Source organism: Thioalkalivibrio sp. ALE25 (genome assembly GCF_000377285.1).
Lineage (GTDB): Bacteria > Pseudomonadota > Gammaproteobacteria > Ectothiorhodospirales > Ectothiorhodospiraceae > Thioalkalivibrio.
Genome location: NZ_KB897930.1, coordinates 35,238 through 50,950, shown reverse-complemented (window position 1 = coordinate 50,950; position 15,713 = coordinate 35,238). Strand labels below are relative to the sequence as shown.

Below are 15,713 nucleotides of genomic sequence, written 5' to 3'. Positions count from 1 at the left end.
GTTACCTCCAGTCAACCACGGAGGGCTGTCGCCTTTCCGAATGGGCCAGAAAACTCTCGAACATAAGCAGCGACCACAGCGCCGGGCTGTGGTCGCGGGCGCCGCTGACGTGCTGGTTCACGAGGGTCTTGAGGTAGTCCATGTCGAAGATGCCGGAGTCGGCGATGCGCGGGCCGAGGACCTGGGCCTGCATGCGCTCGCGCAACGGGCCGCGGAACCATTCCGCAACCGGCACGGAGAACCCCTTCTTGCGGCGGTAAAGGATCTCCTCCGGCAGGTAGGGCTCCATGGCCTTCTTGAACACGAACTTGCCCTCGGGGCCGCGCAGCTTGAGTTCCGGCGGCAGCCCCGAGATCCACTCGACCAGCTGGTGGTCGAGGATGGGGACCCGGACCTCCAGCGCATGCGCCATGCTCGCGCGGTCGACCTTGGTCAGGATGTCGCCCGGCAGGTAAGTCTTCATGTCCAGGTACTGCACCAGGGACAGCGGGTGTTCGGTGGGCGCGCGTTCCGCGTGCCGGCGCAGGACTTCCAGCGCGCCGTAGCCCTGCAGCGAGCGCCGGAATGCCGGGGAAAACAGGTGCGCGCGCAGGTCGTCGCGCAGGATAGAGACGCCCTGGAAGTAGCCTTCGACCGAATCCCTGGCCAGCGCCTGAAAGGTCGCCTTCGCGCGCAGTGGGCGCGGGGCCCAGTCTGCCTTGGGATAGAGATGCGCGAGCGAGCCGAACAGCGGGCGCCGCAGCCCCAGCGGCAACGGTGCGCGCAGACGCTCCTCGGCGAGATGGTGGCGATAGCGCCGGTAGCCCGCCAGGTTCTCGTCGCCGCCATCCCCCGACAGGGCCACCACCACCTGCTGGCGCGCCTGTTCGCAGACGCGGTAGGTCGGCAGCGCGGAGCTGTCGGCAAACGGCTCGTCGTACAGCCCGCTCAGCCGATCCAGCAGCGCGAAGTCGTCGGGATCGACCTCCTGCGTGTGGTGATCGGTGTGGTAGCGCTCGGCCACCAGGCGCGCGTAGCGGGACTCGTCGTAGGCCGGGTCGGCAAAGCCGATGGAGCTCGTGCGCACCGGGTCGTCGGACAGCCCCGCCATCATCGCAACCACCGCGCTGGAGTCGACCCCGCCGGAGAGAAACGCGCCCAGCGGGACGTCTGCCACCATGCGGATGTCCACCGCCTCGCGCAGGCGGGCGGTCAGTTCCTCGGCGGCCGTGTCCAGGTGCGTGATGCCGTTGTCCGTAAACGGCACGTCCCAGTATTCGCGTGGTTCGCTCAGGTTGCCCTGCCCGCGATGCACGGTCAGCGTGTGGCCGGGCGGCAGCTTGTGCACGCCGCGGAAGATGCTGCGCGGCTCCGGCACGTAACCGAAGGCGAAGTAGTCCTCCACCGCATGCGGATCCATGCGCCGGGGCAGCCCCGGATGCGCCATCAGCGCCTTGAGCTCCGAACCGAAGATTAGCTGCCCGTCGGCCAGCGCGCTGTAATACAGCGGCTTGATCCCGAGACGATCGCGGGCCAGGAACAGAGTATCCCGGTTGCGGTCCCAGACGGCGAAGGCAAACATGCCGCGAAAGCGCTGCACACAGGCCTCGCCCCACTCCTCCCAGGCATGCACGATCACCTCGGTATCGCAGTGGGAGCGAAAGCGATGGCCCGCCTGCTGCAGCTCGGCGGTCAACTCGGGGAAGTTGTAGATCTCGCCGTTGTAGGTCACGACGACGGTCTCGTCCTCGTTGAACAGCGGCTGCTGCCCGCTCGCAAGATCGATGATCGACAGGCGCCGATGCGCCAGCCCCACACCCGGCTCCAGATGCACACCCCCCTCGTCCGGACCCCGGTGAAACTGGGTCTCGTTCATCGCCTCCAGCAGGGACCGATTGACCGGCCGCCGGTCGCGCAGATCGAAGATGCCGGTAATGCCGCACATGTAGGGATCCTGATTGCTTCCTTGCCTGGGCGTCGGTCGCATTCGGGCGATCCACGGCCAGGTCGACACTGGGCGGTGCCGCCGGGCGGACACCGGTTCGGGCCGGGCCCTCGCACCATCACGGAAAATCCAGAATAAACGACAACCCCGCCACCGAGCGCCCGCGATTCGCGCCGCGGGGCGGCTGGCGTTAGCGCCACAACTAACGCCGGGCCAGCACCCGGTCGTAGACCGCCATGTAGCCCGTGACCATTGCCTCCATGCTGAACGCCGCCTCGGCCCGGGCGCGGGCGGCCTGTCCCTCGCGTGCGGTCCGCGCGGGATCGGCGGGATAGGCCATCAGCGCGCGGGCCATCGCGTCGGGATCCCCCGCCGGCACCAGTGCCCCGGTCACCCCGGGCTGTACCAGATCGGGGTTGCCCCCGACATCCGTCGCGACCACCGGCAGGCCCGTCGCCATCGCCTCGAGGATGGTGTTGCAGATCCCCTCGGCCAGCGACGGCAACACGAACAGGTCCAGCGCCCGCAGGCAGTCGGCGACGTCTTCCCGGGCGCCGGGAAGCCAGGCCTGGTGCGCGACCCCGGCCTGCTCCAGGAACTGAACGACCTCGGCGCGAAGGGGGCCGCCCCCGATCATCACCAGGCGCAGGCGCGGAAAGGCCTCGGGCAGGAGCTCGCGCAGCGCGACAAAGGCCCGTGCCAGATCCAGTGGCGCCTTGACCGCCTGCATGCGCATGACCGAGCCGATCACGAACGTGCCGGGGTCCCGAAATGCCTGCGGCAACGGGGACACAAAGCCCTCCTGCGGCGGCGCGAAGCGGCCGGTATCCACACCATTGAAGATGTGCGACAGGCGTGCCGCGGGCACCGCGATGGCTTCCCGCAGATAGCCCGTCTGGTGCTGCGACAGGGCGATGTAATGCCCCACCAGTGGCCGCACCAGGCGACGCAGGCGGCGGTTGCGGTCACGCGTGCCGTCGAGGTCCCCGACATCCCAGCCATGCTCGCCGTGCACCCGCGCCCGCACCCCGGCGAGCGCGGCGGTCACCTGCGCCTCCAGCGTGCCGAAGTTGCGGGTATGCACGATGTCCGGTTGCAGGCGGCGCAGCAGCCGCCACAGGCGGAGGTGCACCCGCGGATCCTTGCCTTCGCGCTTGTGCAGGGCGTGCAGGGTGACATCGTCCCGCTCGAGGCGTCGGCGAAAGTCGGTGTAGTCCGTCATGCAGATGATCGCGTGGCGGAAGCGATCGGCCGGCATGTGATTGATCAGGTTGACCAGCCCGTTCTCCATCCCGCCGATATCCAGGCGATGGATGATGTGCGCCACACAGGGGCGCTGATCACCCTCCCGGGCCACGGGTACGGAGGCGCCCGTCACTGCCGCGCGACGTGGTCGAGCTGTTCGAGCAGCTCGGGCAGGGCATCCGCGGCGTAGGTCCGCAATGCCGCCTCCGCCGCATCGGTGCCGTTGTCGAACTCAAGCGGCGCATAGAGCACCACCAGCGCGGCATCGTCCCGACCACCGAATAACCGGTTCAGCGCCTCCCGCGCCTTGACCTCATGCGGGCGGGTGGTCAGGCGGCCATCCACCCAGTACCAGCGCCACACCAGCACCTGCTGCCCGGGACCGTTCAGCAGGAAGCGTTCCGGGTTGGGGTATCCCTCCAGCATGGCCCGGCCGCGACGCGACTGCGACCATTCCAGCGCCCGATCGCGCCCGGCCAGGGTATTGCTCCAGCCCACCATGTTCCCGTGCCGGTACTGCTCGCGGTAGAACAGCACATGCATACCCACCGGCTCGCCGCCGTCGGCGGCCGTCACCAGGCCGCCGCGACCGTCGCGGGCGCCACGATACCCCGGCTCCCAGGCGGCATCCTGTTCCTCCAGGACCTGCCAGCCTGCTGGTGCCAGCGGGCCCGTACCCAGGCCCGCCACGGGGCCGAGATCACGCTGGTTCATCCACTCGGCATACAGCGGCGCCGCACTGGCCAGGACGACCGTCAGCACCGCGGCGGCAACGAACGAACCCGCCTGCGCGGAGCGCCCGGGTTGCGCGGGAGGCACCGTCGGGGTCGGCAACGGCTCCATGTCCTCGCGCCACAACGCACCGATCGCGAACATCAGCGCGATGACCACGCCGAAGAAGATCCAGCCATAGATCAGGTGATCCACCCCGGCCGCATGCTCCATGTCGCTCAGGTGGCCGATCATCACGATCATGTAGGCGCGCAGGCCGTTGGCAACGATCGGGACCACGATCGACACGCCGACAAACACGATCCGCCGCCAGGGACTGCGGTACATGAGATAGGCATACAGCGTGCCCAGCGCGACCGACGCGATCAGGTAGCGCACGCCACTGCAAGCCTCGATCACCGACCAGCGGCCGGTGGGCAGATCGAAATACAGCCCGTCGCGATAGACCGGGATCCCGGTCAGCTGCACGGCGGTCACCGTGAAATCCGCGGTCAGATCCATCATCGGCGGCACCAGGAACTCGCCGAACGGGACCGCGAACAGCAGATACGCCAGGGGGAACTGCAGGCGCCAGGTGATCGCGTTGCCCAGCACCAGCCAGAACAGCGCGGGAATCATCAGCACGGCCGCGAACTGGCGCACCGACACCACATCCACCAACTCCCCCGCCACCCAGACGAGGGACAGCCCCACCAAGGGCAACAACGCCCACCAGGATGGGCGCGGCTCCAGCGCAAGCACCTCCTGACGCTTGAGAAACAGCAGGAACAGGACGATGGGGACGATCAGGAACCCGTGCGCAAAGGTGTCCGAGCGGTTCCAGATCGTAACGATGGAGGCGAACGTCGGGTAGAACATCCACCCCAGCACGACCAGGCCCAGCACCAGGACCGGCGCGGCAAACCACCAGGAGGAACCGCGGGCGCGTGTTCGGGAATTCAGCGCGTCAGCGACCATGTGCGGCCTCCTCGATCGACACCGTACCCGACACGCGGCCCGGGCGACGCCGCAGGATCTCGCCCAGGTGCGCGAGATTGCGCGCCCAGTCGTAGTCCGCCAGCACCCGGGCGCGGGCCGCCTGCCCCAGCGCCGGGTCCGGGGCGCGCAGGTACCCGGAGACGGCCTCCAGGAACGCGCGCGGCTCGGCGTCCGCCGCGACGACCTCGTGCCCGGGGGTCGCGGTCAGCCCCTCCAGGGCCTGCGGGCTGGCCACGACCGGACGCCCCAGCGCCATCGCCTCCAGGACCTTGTTCTGCACGCCACGCGCGATGCGCAGCGGCGCGACCGCGAGCGTGGCGTGCGCGATCCAGGGACGCACGTCGTCCACGAAGCCGGTCACCGTCACGCCGGGCCGGGCCGCCAGGGCCGCCACCTCGGGCGCCGGCCGGCTGCCGACGATGCAGAACTCCACACCCGGGTGTTCCGCACGCAAGCCGGGCAGGACGTGATCGGCGAACCACACCACCGCATCGACGTTGGGCCAGTAATCCATCGCGCCCGAAAACACGATGGTGCGGGCGCCGGCGACATAGGGGTTCGAACCCGCCACCGCCTCGGGTGCGAAGAAGGCGGCATCGACGCCATTGTTCAGCGCATGCACCCGGTCCGCCGCCTCCGGGGCGCGCTGGCGGAAGCTGTCTGCTTCGGCCGGCGACACGAACAGACTGGCATCGCTGGCCTGCGCGACCTGGCGCTCGTAGTCCAGCAGCCGACGGCCCTCGCGCCGATACACCGCGCTCATGGGCCAGCGCCGCGTCGGTGCGTACTGCGTCCACTTGTCGGAATCGACGTCCACGAAGTCGACCACCCGGGTTCGCCCGCCCCCTTCCGGCAGGTACTGGGCCATCGCCGAGGAAAAGGCCACGGCACAGGCGACCGGCTGGCGGATCAGCGTGGTCCTAACCCAACGTGCCAGTTCGCGGTCGCGATACCACGGCACCGTCAGCGGCTCGCCGCTCAGGAAGCCGGTCAGCGCGCGCAACTGGGCCCGCCGGCGCGGCAGCGGACGGGCACAGACCGTCGTGCAGATACGCTTGAGCTCGGGCAGATACGCCGCATCCGCCGGGTCATCGATGAACGTACCCAGGTGCACACGATAGTGCTGCGCCAGATAGCGCAGGATGTGGTGCGAACGAATCTTGTCGCCCTTGTTCGGCGGCCACGGAATCCGATGCACCAGATAAAGAAGATCATCCATCAGGCATCTGCCAACTGCAGTTGGTCACAGGAAGATTTGAAGAAGGGAAGGTTCATGGAATGAGTTTCAAGAGCCAGTTGAAATACCGCGCCGCTCAAGACGGCGGATCCCGTCCTTGAGAACAGGGGCGTTGAAGTTGATCAAGAGCCCAGTATCGACTCGCGCAAGTTTCATGTAGGTCAAAAGCTGCGCCTGGTGCAGGCCACTGAGCTCATCTACGCTCTTCAGTTCAATCATCAGGCAATCCTCAACGAGAACGTCAATGCGATACCCCGCATCAATGGTTTCGCCCTTGTAGGCAACCGGCATCGCAACCTGCGTGGTACAACGGATCCCTCGCTCACGCAGTTCATGGGCAAGGCACTTCTCGTAGACGGATTCCATCAGCCCCGGGCCCAGCTCCCGATGAACTTCGATCGCGGCGCCAATCACTTCCTTCGAAAGCGGGTCGAATTCCATTTCGCTCCCGTCCCTTCAACATTGTTCGGTTCGATACAGCTCTCACATAGCGTCGGCTAAAGAGCGGTTCACAGGGAGGTTAGAAGATGGGAAGAGTTCTGGGGTTGAGGCGCCCGGGGTAAAGACCAACGCCAAAGGCTGCCCCAACCCAAGCTTTTCCCCGAACCCCACACCATAAACCTTCTTTTCTCTCCTTCTTCCTGTTAAACGTACTTGACCTTGACCTTCCATTCGCTCAGCCGAGGGAGCGGGCGAGTTTGGGGCCGAGCCAGTTGGCGACCGGCAGGGGCAGGCGCTGCCAGGCCTTGATGAAGTACTGGTACTTCGGGTTCAGCGGGTTGACGTCGGGTATCTCGCGAGCGCGGACCAGATCGTATTCGTAGTACAGCGGCTGCGGCTCGAAGCCCCAGTTCTTCTTGAAACTGAACGAGCCGGTATCGCGCTTGCTGCGACCGAAGTCGTAGATGCGGTAACCGTCCTCGCAGGCGTGGCGCATCAGCTCCCAGTAGAGAAAGTCATAGCCCGCGACCTGGCGCGCCTCGGGCGTACCTGCGCCGTAGTACGGCAGCACCTCTTCGCGGAAGAAAAAGGTCACGACGCTGGCGACCGGATCACCGTCGTGCAGCGCCGTGAGCACCCGGCATTCGTCGCCGAACACGTCGAGCAGAGTCTCGAAGTAGCGACGACTGAAGACCGGCGTCCCCATGCGGCGCACATTGGCCGCGAAAATCGGGTAGAAGCGCTCGATATCGGACTCGAATTCACTGGTCAGCCCGGCCTTGATCCCCTTGCGCACCATGCGGCGCTGCTTGCGGGGGATCGCATTCATGTTGGCCTCGACCTCCGGCTCCATGACCTTGCGGAAGGTGAAATAGAGATCGTCCTTGGTTGGCCAGTCCGGGTGCTGCGGTTCCAGGTGACGGTATTCGAGATAATCCACCCCTAGCTCTTCGGCAAGCGCCCGGGCACGCCGATCCAGGGCCTCGAAGGCCGTGGGCGTCTGCGCGGCAATGCCGCCGTAAACGCCGAACGGGATCGAGGCCAGGGCATCGCCAAACAGGCGCGAGCGCACCCGCACCAGCGGCAGCACGCCCTGGATAACCCCGTTCTGTTCCGCGTAGAAAAACCAGACGGGATGCCCGAAGGCGCGCTGCATGACCGTTGCCCAGCCGGCGCGGTGGAAGAACGTGGCCTGCGGGCAGCCATCGACGAAGGCATCCCAGCGCCCATGCCCGGTCGCGTCGAGTGTGCACACTTGCATGGGCAGCGTAGCCGCCATCCGTTCCTGGTCTTCAGGCGACTGATACACGGGCGCCCTCCGAGGACGTCAGGGCGGGGGCCTGCAAATCGAGGGGGACAGCGAATACGCGATCCATTCGATCCCAGGTGAAGTCCTGCAGCAGGCGATCCAGACGCGCCTCCATACGGTGCAGATTCACGTAGTGCCGGAAACGCGTCTTGGCGGTAATGCCGGGAATACGCGGCTGGCCGGGGTCGATCTCCCAGGGGTGGAAATAGAACACCGCGGGCATCGCATCCACCTGCTCGATCCGACGCAGGGCGCGCCGCGAGATGGCGTAGGGCAGGAGACGAAAGTAACCGCCGCCGGCCGCCGGCAGATTTCGGCCGCCCATGCGCAGGGTGGCGGGCGGCAGTTCCAGGATACCGCCTTCCAACGGGCGATGGGGCTCGCGCGGGGCGTCCGGCATGCCGTAGTGGTCGTGGCGAACCGGATAAATGCTCGAGCTGTAGTCATGCCCTGTCTCGTCCAGAATTCTGAGCGCCCACAGGTTGCCCTCCCCAATGGAAAAGCTCGGCGCGCGATAGCCCCGGATGGGGGAACCGGAAAGATCCTCCAGTATCCCGCGCGCGCGGGTAACGTCAGCGCGGAAGGCTTCGGGACTGAGGTCGGTTACCCGCTGGTGGCCATAGCCATGGCTGGCGAGTTCGTGCCCGGCCTCGACGATACGCCGGATGGCCTGAGGGTAACGTTCGGCAATCCAGCCCAGGGTAAAGAAGGTGGCGTGCGCCCCACGGCGCTCGAACAGGTCGAGGATGCGATCGAGGTTCCGCTCAATACGGCACTCACGACAATCCCAGGAGTCGCGCGGGATCTGCGGCGCCAGCGCGGAGACCTGGAAGTAGTCTTCGACATCGACGGTCAGAGCATTGGGCCGATGGGCGTTTTTCGGCTGCATGACGAGGCTCCGCCCCTACGACCGTACGGCGCTGGGAACCGGGGACAAGGACTCCGGCTCGTAGCCCTCGTCGCGCACGATTTTGAGCACCTCCTGGGTCACGCGGAAGTTGACCAGGAGGTTGCGCTCGATCCGGTGCAGGCGCTCTTCCAGCGCCTCGAGATCCTGTTCGATGCGCAGCATGGAGACCTGGCTGGCGACGGCCTGATCCGGGTCGCCCTGGTCGCCCTGGTCGTCCGTGCCCGCGTGCGCCTCCCGGCGCGGCCCCGATGAACCGGCGGCGGGGGGCGTCTCGTCCAGCAGCACGCCCTCCAGGTCCTCCTCAATCTCGTCGATCACCTGCTGCGCCCGTGCCGCATCCAGATCGGCACATTCCTCCAGATACCCCATCAGCAGCAGGCGATCGCAGAAGGTATTCACCTTGCGCGGGATGCCGCTGGTGTAGTCGTGGATGCGCGGCCAGATGTCGTCGTCGAAATGCGGTCTTCCATTCCAGCCCACCCGCGCGAGCCGGTGCTCGACGTAGGCGCGCGTATCGTCCTCGTCCATCGGGCCGAGGTGGTAGGTCGCGATCACCCGCTGGCGCAGCTGCTGCATGTTCTCGCTGCGCAGCAGGCGCCGGAACTCCGGCTGACCGAGCAGAAAGCTCTGCAGCAGGGGGCCGTCCTCGCCCTGGAAGTTGGACAGCATGCGCAGTTCTTCCACGGCGTCGGGGCCCAGGTTCTGTGCCTCGTCGACCACCAGCAGCGCGCGCTGGCCCCGGGCCCGCGTGTCGTGCAGGAAGGACTCCAGGCGGCGCAACTGACCGGCCTTGTGATTCGGGGCATCCTCCAGCCCAAAGGCGAGACAGACCGAGCGCAGCAGGTCTTCGGCATCCAGCTGTGTACTCACCAGCTGGGCCGCCACCAGGGGCTTGTCGCTCAGGGTCTCGAACAGGCTGCGCACCAGGGTGGTCTTGCCGGCCCCGACCTCGCCGGTGATGACGATGAAGCCTTCCTCCAGCTGCACGCCGTATTCGAGATAGGCCATCGCCCGGCTGTGGCCCTTGCTCGCGTAGAAGAACCGCGGATCGGGGCTCAGCGCGAAGGGCCGGCCGGTGAAACCATAGAATTCCTCGTACATGCCTCAGAACTCCCGTGTCAGCGTGCCGATGATCGCGTTCTCGCGGTACTCGTTGGCCGCGGCGTTCGAATCCCGGCGCTGGTGCCGGTAGGCCAGGCTGGCGCTGGTATCCGGCGTCAGCTGACGACTGACGCTGGCGCGCAGGAACCAGAGGTCATCCTCGCGATCGCTGTCGGTGAAGTCGGTCCGGCTGATGCCGGTGGTCAGCAGGGTCGTCGTGCGCGGACCGTAGCGCCATTGCCAGAACGCGCTGGCCCCGCGCTGGGTGCGGTTGTCCTCGAACAGGCCGACGTTGGTCTGAGTCTCGGATTCGCGCTCGGTCTGGATCAGGTTGACGCCGAACACACTGCGACCGGTGTCGTAACTCCAGCCGGCGCGCCAGGTTCGGGTCAGGTAGAAGCCTTCCACGAATGCCTCGTCGCCCAGCTCCGGGTTCAGCAGAAACAGGAAGATCTCTTCCGGGGAGTAGTTGTCCAGGAGTTCATCGACGGACATGAACTGGATGTCCTCCGCGAGCTGGGCAAAGGGCCCGTCGCGCCGCTGCCGGGTCGAACTCACGCCCTCGTTGTAGCTGAGGCGATAGGTGGCGCGGCGGCTGCGGTGGTCGACCGCCAACGACCGGTTCTTGCCGAAGTAGCGTTCGCCGTAGCGGGCCTCGAGGTTGGTGACCCTCGTCGGGGCCCAGCGCGCCCCCACCTGCCAGAAGCCGCCGTCATCGTCCTCGCGGGTGGTCGCATAGTCGTTGAACTCTTCGCCGACCACGCCGAACAGGCGCAGGGACCGCCCGAACCGGTACCCCAGGGTCCCACTGACCTGTCCGAACTCGCCCTCCAGGCCATCCTCGAAGCGCTCTTTCTCGTAGAACCCGGCGAGCTGCCAGAAGGGACGGTTGAAGGCGGCCCCGCTGTCGAGGACGTATTCACCCCGGTGGAAGTCGCTGTCCTGGCGGTTGCTGCGGTGGTAGAGATTCTCGCCGTAGGTGTAGCGGATCTCCTGAGTGGCGAAACTGCCGTAGCGGGTGCGCAGCATCGGCGAGACGCTGTAGGTGGTGGTCTCCTGCAGGTTCTCGCGCGGGGTGCTGCCCCCGATGCCGACCGGCCCGAGGATCGAGGCCGCCTGCTCGGTACGCGAGGCCCCGGCGTCGACGAAAAAGGTATCGTCCACCAGCTCCCAGTTCGTGCGGCCGCGCAGGGTGTGGGTCGTGCGGTCCTGGCGTGTATCGTCGGCATAGAAGCGCGAGTTCATGCGGTAGTCGATGCGGGTGTCGCTGCGCGCGCCTTCGCCGCGCAGCGTGAACCCGGGCGCGACCGTGCCGATCAGGTCGGCCTCCTCCTGCCCCCGCGGGGCCAGGCGGGCGTTGTCAGTCACCTCCGCGGATACCGTGACCCGGGGGGTGAACGTCCAGTCGACGGCCTTCGCACTACCGGGCACCGCCAGCACGACCGCGGCCGCGCCGATCCACCACCGACGGGCCACCGCCGGGCCCCGGGGCCTAGCGGGACGGGGCGCCGGCGACATGATCACGCTCGCTGCCATAGTAGCTGCCCCCGTAGTACTGCCCCCCCATGCCAATACCGGGCGTCGCGCGGTTGAGAGAGGTGAGTACGACCCCGCAGGAATCCAGTTGATGCATGGCCCGCTCCACCGTGGTGGCCGGCGTGCGATCGGCCTCGACCACCATCACCACCTGTCCCATGTGGGTCGCGAGCACGCCCGGCTCGCTGGTCGCCAGCAGGGGCGGGGAGTCGAACAGGATGATCCGGTCCTCGTAGCGATCGTGCAGGTCGTCGACCAGATCCCGCATCACGTCGCTCGCCAGGATCTCGGTCGAACGCCCGTGCGGACGGCCCGCGGGCAGAACGGTCAGGTTCTCCACGTTGGTGCGCAGCAGGACATCGGGGATCTCGATATCGGGCTCGCTGAGCACATCCATCAGCCCGAGGTCGGCCTTGAAACCCAGCGTGCGGGGGATCGCCGGTCGCGCCACATCGGCATCCACCAGCAGCACCGTGCGTTCCAGCTCCATCGCCATGCTGAGCGCCAGGTTCACACTGGTGAAGGTCTTGCCTTCCCCTGGCAGGGCACTGGTGATCATGATCAGCCGACCACGGGGCACGCGCATTGCCGCGTGGCGCCCGAAGGCGTTGTTCAGCAGCGGGCGCTTCATCATGCGGAACTCTTCCGCCACGCTGGAGCGTTGATCCCCGGGCACGATGAGCCCCTGCTTGCGAAGCCAGGCAAAATCGATGCTGACTTCCTGTGATACCGGCGCCCGTTGAGGTTCGGGCTCGGGTGTCGCGGTTTCGGGGGCCGGCGCCTGTTCCGCCCTGGCTTCGGGGACCGGCTGTCGCGCCCGGTTCTTGTCCAGTGCCTTCTCGATAATGCTCATCGCGCTGTCTGCCCCCTGCCGGCAACCGATTGCGTCGAATCGGCCCGTTCCCTGAAAGATAGTCGGTGCGCCCGGCGATGACCGGAAACGTGCCCGGCGAACCCGCCCGGCACCCTCATCGCAGCCATCCCATGAGCTCGTCCAGAAGGAACTCGGACCCGGTCGCATAGAGCCCCATGACCACGGCGTAGACCAGCACCAGGGTCCCCAGTGCCGCCGCAAACACGGCCAGCTCGGACAGCCGCCGGTGCCGGGTCATCGGGGTGCGCACGCGCGAGACACTGCCGAGGACCGGGCGGCCGGTCACCGCCGCCAGCTGCTGGCTGCTGCTGATGGTTCGCCGCAGCTGCGACAGCAGGAAGGCAAATCCGGTGCCCGCTCCCAGGCCGACCAGCAGGACGGCGGTGGCCAGCATGGGCCGATCCGGCGAGGCCGGCGCGGTGGGCTGGCGCGGCGGCTCCAGCACCCGGAAATCGACCGCGTCGGTCTGGCTCTCCACGGCCTCGGACATCACCGCCTGCTCGCGACGGTCCTGCAGCTGGCGGTAGGAATTGCGCAGCACGTCGTAGTTGCGGGTCAGGGAAGTCAGCTCGGATTCCACCGCCGGCGCGCGGTCCACATCGCCCTCCAGCCGCGCCACCCGCTCCTCGAACTCGGCGATGCGGGTGGTCAGCGAGGCGATCTCGCTTTCGGTTTCGGAGATCGCGTTCTGCAGCGCCTCGTTGCTGCTACCCGGGCGCTGGATGGCCTGCGGGTTGCGCGCGAACTCCTGCGCCTCCCGTTCCCGGCGCTCCTCCAGCTCGACGAGGATGCGGCGCGACGACACCACGTCCGGGTGTTCATCGGTGTAGCGCAGCCGCATCGCGTCGATGTTCTCCTGCAATTCGCTGATGCGCCGGTCCAGTTCCGAGTTCTCGTAGCCCCCCAGGCCACTGGCCCGGCCTTCACGGGCCCGCCGCTCCAGTGTCTGCAACCGGCTCTCGGCCTCGCGGCGCTGCAGCCGGGCCTGCTGCAGCTGGTCACGGGTGCGCTCGAGCCGCGAGTAGAAGTTGCCATCGCCACTGAGGAAGCGCGCGTTGTCGCGCTTGAACTGCTCGATCTCGGCCTCCTTCTCCTGCAGCTGCTGTTCGTAGTTCTCCAGCTGACGCTCGATGAACTGCTGCGAAGTGGTGAGGTCGAGGCGTGAGTCGCCCATGCCGCGGGCCATGAACAGGTCAACCGTCTCCCGGACCACACGGTAGGCGACCTCGGGGTTGCTGTGGCGGAAGCGGACGCTGTAGATGTTGTCGCGCTCGCCCCCCTCCAGGGTCAGCCGCGAACGCAGCAATGCCACCTGGGCATCCAGGCTGGCGTTCCCGGTCAGCACATCGAGATCGCTCTCGCGGGCGATTTCCTCGAGGTTGTCGCGACTGAGCAGGGTGCGGGTAATCATGCGCAGGCGCTGCTCGGTGTTCGGGCGTACCGTCATCCCGCGCAGCAGCGGGTCCAGCACCGACTGGGTGTTCACGTAGATCCGGGCATCCGCCTGGTAGGTATCCGGCAGGTTGTGGGCGTAGGCCCAGCCACCGATACAGACCAGCCAGGCAATCGGCAGGATCCACCAGCGCTTGCGCCAGGTGCCCCGCACATGCTGCCAGAGCTCTTGAACGATCTTTTCCATACGGCCCAGCTTCCCGCCGACCGCACTGGCGCATGGGAGCGCCCGCGGGCCGATCTGCAGCGAATACCTGTCCCCCGGACGCGCCTGCGTTGCGCCGGGACCACCCGGCTCTGGCACCGTCGTGCCGGTCCCGCCGGGTTTGGGGAAATCCCAGGTTCATTCAAGTGGGTTTGCGCACACCTGTCCACAGATGTCGGGATTGTTTACATACGGCGAACTGACGCGCAGATCACGGCGCGGGCGATCGCACGGAGGCGGATGAATCCCGGGCGGTTCTGTGAACTGGTACAGGGTTTGCTACCGGGTCACTGGGTAGAGTCGTAAGCCTGCAGCGGCCCCTGCACCGACCCTCAAGGATCGCTGATGAGTCACGAAAAGTTGGCACTGGAGCTCGCGGACTTCTGGTTCCCGGCGATCGCGGATCAACCCTGGGAGGAACGCCTGCGCATCCTGGACGAGGTCCACGGCCAGCTGTACCAGGATCTGGAGACCGTCGGCGAGTATGAACAGGTCTCCGCCAGCTTCGTGGCGGCCTTGATCGACCGACTGGGGTCACCCCCGATCACGCATCCGGCGCAGGCACAGATCTACGCCAGCTCGTCGGAGGAACGGCACTGGGGCGCGGCCATGGCATGGCAGTTCGGCGAGGGACAGGACGCCGGGGCAACCACCCCGATGCCTGAGGAACGGCGGCGCTGGCCGCGCGAGATCGTCAACCGACTCACCGAGATGTGGGTGCAGGGACGACCGGCGCGCTGCCGGCTGGTGGACATCTCGCGCTACGGCGCACGCGTCATGCCGCTGCGCTACCAGCCGCGACTGCCCCCGGGAACGCCCATCCGGGTCATGGTGGCGGAGGGCAGCGTGCGCGACGGCGTGGTGGTGTTTTCCAGTCCGCGCGGGGTCGGTCTGCAGTTCGCGAATGCCGCGCACTGAACGGTGCGGCATTCAATCTCGGACCATGGGAGCAGAAACATGCATTATCCGAATACGGACTCGACACCCAACCGAAGTACAGACACACCCCCTCGACCGCCCGCCGCATCCGGTTCCGGATGCGGCTCTGCGCGTGAATAGGGCCGGACGGTTCCGCGCCTATCTCGCACGCTCGGAGGCCGCCCGACGGATCCATTTCCGCCTGCGCTACGAGGTGTACTGCCGCGAAACCGGTTTCGAACCCGCCGAACAGCACCCGGAAGGCATCGAGCGCGATGCCTACGACGAGCATGCCGAGCATTTCCTGATCAGCCACGAAGGCCGCCCGCCGGACGCTCGCTGGGTGGGCGCCATGCGCCTGATCCTGCCGGGGAACCAACCCCTGCCGACCACGGCGAACTGCCGGCTGTTTCCCGAGGTGGCAGCCCAGTCCTGGGAACCCGCGCTGGAGGTGTCGCGCCTGATCGTGCGCGGGGCTTCGCCCGAGGTGCTCTATCACCTGTGCCAGGCCTCCCAGGAGTACGCGCGGCGCCACGGCTACCGCCGGATGTTCTTCCTGGTGCGCCCGGCGCTCGTGCGACTGCTGCGACGCCACGGCCTGCCCATCGAGGTGTGCGGCGCCCCCCACCGTCATCGTGGTACCCGCATCCCGTGCCTCGCGCACACGGAGGCCGCGGGCAAGGCCCTGCGCGCCTGGCGAGCGCGCCTGCAACTCCCGGCAGCGGCGGAGATTCCCCACTACACTGCGTGGGAAGAACCCGCCACGGGCGGGGCGCCGCATCCGACGGAGGTGCCCGCCGCGTGGGGGCCGCCACCGGACGTGGCGGGGCTTGCAGCAGGAGGAAACTAGT

At 67.2% G+C, this 15,713-nt stretch carries 13 protein-coding genes; 2 read left to right on the top strand and 11 right to left on the bottom strand.

Going from position 1 to position 15,713, the window contains the following annotated elements:
• Position 1 precedes the first annotated feature (1 nt).
• The 11 genes from C996_RS0106335 to C996_RS0106285 form a co-directional block, all read right to left on the bottom strand.
• Positions 2–1,924, bottom strand: coding sequence for an XrtA/PEP-CTERM system amidotransferase (locus tag C996_RS0106335; RefSeq protein ID WP_018866613.1), 1,923 nt, complete (start codon positions 1,922–1,924; stop codon positions 2–4).
• A gap of 202 nt (positions 1,925–2,126) precedes the next feature.
• The gene (locus tag C996_RS0106330; protein WP_018866612.1) at positions 2,127–3,251 is read right to left on the bottom strand and encodes a TIGR03088 family PEP-CTERM/XrtA system glycosyltransferase; all 1,125 of its coding nucleotides are present in this window, start codon (positions 3,249–3,251) and stop codon (positions 2,127–2,129) included.
• A gap of 47 nt (positions 3,252–3,298) precedes the next feature.
• Positions 3,299–4,858, bottom strand: coding sequence for an exosortase A (gene xrtA, locus C996_RS0106325; protein ID WP_018866611.1), 1,560 nt, complete (start codon positions 4,856–4,858; stop codon positions 3,299–3,301).
• On the bottom strand, positions 4,848–6,098 hold the full coding sequence (locus C996_RS0106320; RefSeq protein ID WP_018866610.1) for a TIGR03087 family PEP-CTERM/XrtA system glycosyltransferase: 1,251 nt from the start codon (positions 6,096–6,098) through the stop codon (positions 4,848–4,850). Before C996_RS0106320 ends, xrtA begins: the two co-directional genes overlap by 11 nt.
• 66 nt (positions 6,099–6,164) lie before the next feature.
• Positions 6,165–6,557 carry a GxxExxY protein gene (locus C996_RS0106315; protein WP_018866609.1) on the bottom strand — a complete coding sequence of 131 codons (393 nt, stop codon included), beginning with the start codon at positions 6,555–6,557 and terminating at the stop codon, positions 6,165–6,167.
• A 235-nt stretch (positions 6,558–6,792) separates the two neighbouring features.
• A complete protein-coding gene (locus C996_RS0106310) occupies positions 6,793–7,818 on the bottom strand; it encodes a FemAB family XrtA/PEP-CTERM system-associated protein (RefSeq protein ID WP_018866608.1) in 1,026 nt (341 codons plus the stop codon).
• A 31-nt stretch (positions 7,819–7,849) separates the two neighbouring features.
• Positions 7,850–8,755, bottom strand: a complete 906-nt coding sequence (locus tag C996_RS0106305) for an XrtA system polysaccharide deacetylase (protein ID WP_018866607.1) — start codon at positions 8,753–8,755, stop codon at positions 7,850–7,852.
• Between the two features lie 15 nt (positions 8,756–8,770).
• Positions 8,771–9,877, bottom strand: coding sequence for an XrtA/PEP-CTERM system-associated ATPase (locus C996_RS0106300; RefSeq protein ID WP_018866606.1), 1,107 nt, complete (start codon positions 9,875–9,877; stop codon positions 8,771–8,773).
• 3 nt (positions 9,878–9,880) lie between these two features.
• A complete protein-coding gene (locus C996_RS0106295) occupies positions 9,881–11,353 on the bottom strand; it encodes a TIGR03016 family PEP-CTERM system-associated outer membrane protein (protein ID WP_018866605.1) in 1,473 nt (490 codons plus the stop codon).
• A gap of 16 nt (positions 11,354–11,369) precedes the next feature.
• Positions 11,370–12,266 carry an XrtA-associated tyrosine autokinase gene (locus C996_RS0106290; RefSeq protein WP_018866604.1) on the bottom strand — a complete coding sequence of 299 codons (897 nt, stop codon included), beginning with the start codon at positions 12,264–12,266 and terminating at the stop codon, positions 11,370–11,372.
• 115 nt (positions 12,267–12,381) lie between these two features.
• A complete protein-coding gene (locus C996_RS0106285) occupies positions 12,382–13,926 on the bottom strand; it encodes an XrtA system polysaccharide chain length determinant (RefSeq protein WP_018866603.1) in 1,545 nt (514 codons plus the stop codon).
• A gap of 363 nt (positions 13,927–14,289) precedes the next feature.
• Here C996_RS0106285 and C996_RS0106280 point away from each other — a divergent pair, with 363 nt between their 5' ends.
• Positions 14,290–14,862, top strand: coding sequence for a PilZ domain-containing protein (locus C996_RS0106280; RefSeq protein ID WP_018866602.1), 573 nt, complete (start codon positions 14,290–14,292; stop codon positions 14,860–14,862).
• Between the two features lie 133 nt (positions 14,863–14,995).
• A complete protein-coding gene (locus C996_RS0106275) occupies positions 14,996–15,712 on the top strand; it encodes an acyl-homoserine-lactone synthase (RefSeq protein ID WP_018866601.1) in 717 nt (238 codons plus the stop codon).
• Position 15,713: the final 1 nt, after the last annotated feature.

Excerpts from the sequence above, each read along its gene's own strand:
- C996_RS0106305 (WP_018866607.1), bottom strand. The coding sequence starts at position 8,755 with ATGCAGCCGAAAAACGCCCATCGGCCCAATGCTCTGACCGTCGATGTC.
- C996_RS0106320 (WP_018866610.1), bottom strand. The coding sequence starts at position 6,098 with ATGGATGATCTTCTTTATCTGGTGCATCGGATTCCGTGGCCGCCGAAC.
- C996_RS0106315 (WP_018866609.1), bottom strand. The coding sequence starts at position 6,557 with ATGGAATTCGACCCGCTTTCGAAGGAAGTGATTGGCGCCGCGATCGAA.
- C996_RS0106285 (WP_018866603.1), bottom strand. The coding sequence starts at position 13,926 with ATGGAAAAGATCGTTCAAGAGCTCTGGCAGCATGTGCGGGGCACCTGG.
- C996_RS0106300 (WP_018866606.1), bottom strand. The coding sequence starts at position 9,877 with ATGTACGAGGAATTCTATGGTTTCACCGGCCGGCCCTTCGCGCTGAGC.
- C996_RS0106335 (WP_018866613.1), bottom strand. The coding sequence starts at position 1,924 with ATGTGCGGCATTACCGGCATCTTCGATCTGCGCGACCGGCGGCCGGTC.
- xrtA (WP_018866611.1), bottom strand. The coding sequence starts at position 4,858 with ATGGTCGCTGACGCGCTGAATTCCCGAACACGCGCCCGCGGTTCCTCC.
- C996_RS0106280 (WP_018866602.1), top strand. The coding sequence starts at position 14,290 with ATGAGTCACGAAAAGTTGGCACTGGAGCTCGCGGACTTCTGGTTCCCG.
- C996_RS0106290 (WP_018866604.1), bottom strand. The coding sequence starts at position 12,266 with ATGAGCATTATCGAGAAGGCACTGGACAAGAACCGGGCGCGACAGCCG.
- C996_RS0106310 (WP_018866608.1), bottom strand. The coding sequence starts at position 7,818 with ATGCAAGTGTGCACACTCGACGCGACCGGGCATGGGCGCTGGGATGCC.